The sequence below is a fragment of the Vibrio sp. OPT46 genome (assembly GCF_015163535.1).
GTDB lineage: Bacteria > Pseudomonadota > Gammaproteobacteria > Enterobacterales > Vibrionaceae > Vibrio > Vibrio alginolyticus.
Genome location: NZ_JADDYG010000359.1, coordinates 62,298 through 63,818 on the forward strand (window position 1 = coordinate 62,298; position 1,521 = coordinate 63,818).

Genomic DNA, 1,521 nt, shown 5'->3' on the forward strand with positions numbered 1-1,521 from the left:
CGCGGGTAAAGCGTGGGCAGATTACGGACAAGTGATTGTGTGTGATAGCTACGAAGAAATGGTGGAAGTGGCAGACGATATCGCTTCTGAACACGTTCAAGTGATGACGGAAGATCCTAAATACTTCCTAGATAACATGACCAACTACGGTGCCTTGTTCCTAGGTCGTGAAACCAACGTTTCTTACGGCGATAAATGTATTGGTACCAACCATACACTGCCAACGAAGAAAGCGGCGCGATACACCGGTGGTCTTTGGGTAGGTAAATTTATCAAAACCTGTACTTACCAGCGTGTAACGGAAGCTGCGTCCCTCAAAGTCGGTGAGTATTGCTCTCGCTTGTGTGCACTCGAAGGTTTTGCTGGCCACAAAGAGCAAGCGGATATTCGTGTGCGCCGTTACAAAGGCAAAGTAGAAGAGGCGTAATATGTCGAAACTTGCCTTAGTCACAGGCGGCAGTGGCGGACTGGGTGCCGCCATTTGTCGCAAGCTAGCTGAATCGGGATATCGCGTAATTCTGACTTACAACAGTAATCATAAAGCGGCCGAGGATGTGCTTTCCTCGCTGCCACGTAACGAGCATCTAGCATTCAAATTGAACGTGGCAGATTCTAGTGCGATTGAACAGCTTAAACATCAAGTCAGTGAAATAAGCGACAAGCTGGATTTGTTGGTCAACTGTGCGGGGATGACGAAATTCGTCGCGCACTCTGATTTGCAAAGCTTAGATGATCAACTGTTTGACCAAATTTTCCAAGTGAACGTCCGTGCGCCTTTTGCCATGGTTCGAGCGTTTGAGCCTTGGCTTAAGCAAGCCAATGGTTGTGTGGTGAACATTACTTCTATCGCGGCACAGACTGCGATGGGGAGCAACATTGCTTACTGTGCAAGTAAATCTGCCGCGGAGAACATGACCCGTTCTTTAGCTCGCGCTCTGTCTCCCGAGGTTCGCGTTTTGGCTGTTGCTCCAGGGCTTGTCGACACTGAGTTTGTCAAAGGCTTGGATGACGCATGGCGTAATCAACAAGAACAATCCACACCGCTTAAGCGTTTAGCCAATGATGAAGAAGTCGCTCAAGCCGTGTACGCCGCAGCAGAAGTTTTGACCTTCTCGACAGGCAATACCATCGCGGTTGATGGTGGGCGACCTTTAGGTCTGTAACACACTTTCGGTTTGTAACTAACAATTCAAAGGCTAGGTCCAAACAAGGACAACAAGGATTTACAATGACTCTACAATCTAAAATGAATAATAATCTGGTCCGCTACATGGAACTGATTCCGGGTACGAGTGCGTTTATTGATGCGCGCACGCCAGGCAGTGATCTCAAAGATAACTTTTGTATTATCGGTGCAGGGGTGGCAGAGAGCAGTCGTCAGCATGTTCATATTCGCGATACGGCGGGCTTTAATATTGGTGCCGCAGGCCAACCGCCGGGCATCAAAAATTCGTTACATTCTCATCGCACCGCTGAGCTTTTCTTGGTGTTCAAAGGTCAGTTCCGCTTTTATTGGGGGAA

Annotated in this window: 2 protein-coding genes and 1 pseudogene; all 3 read left to right on the forward strand. The window is 48.4% G+C overall.

Annotated elements, in window-relative coordinates:
• A partial coding sequence (locus IQR33_RS16870; RefSeq protein ID WP_193843870.1) for a histidinol dehydrogenase occupies positions 1 to 427 on the forward strand: 427 nt, incomplete at its 5' end.
• A gap of 1 nt (position 428) precedes the next feature.
• Positions 429 to 1,163 (forward strand): SDR family NAD(P)-dependent oxidoreductase, encoded by a 735-nt coding sequence (locus tag IQR33_RS16875; protein WP_033906644.1) that lies wholly within the window; start codon positions 429 to 431, stop codon positions 1,161 to 1,163.
• A 65-nt stretch (positions 1,164 to 1,228) separates the two neighbouring features.
• Positions 1,229 to 1,521: pseudogene (locus IQR33_RS16880) on the forward strand (cupin domain-containing protein); the annotation flags it as partial.

Excerpts from the sequence above, each read along its gene's own strand:
- IQR33_RS16875 (WP_033906644.1), top strand. The coding sequence starts at position 429 with ATGTCGAAACTTGCCTTAGTCACAGGCGGCAGTGGCGGACTGGGTGCC.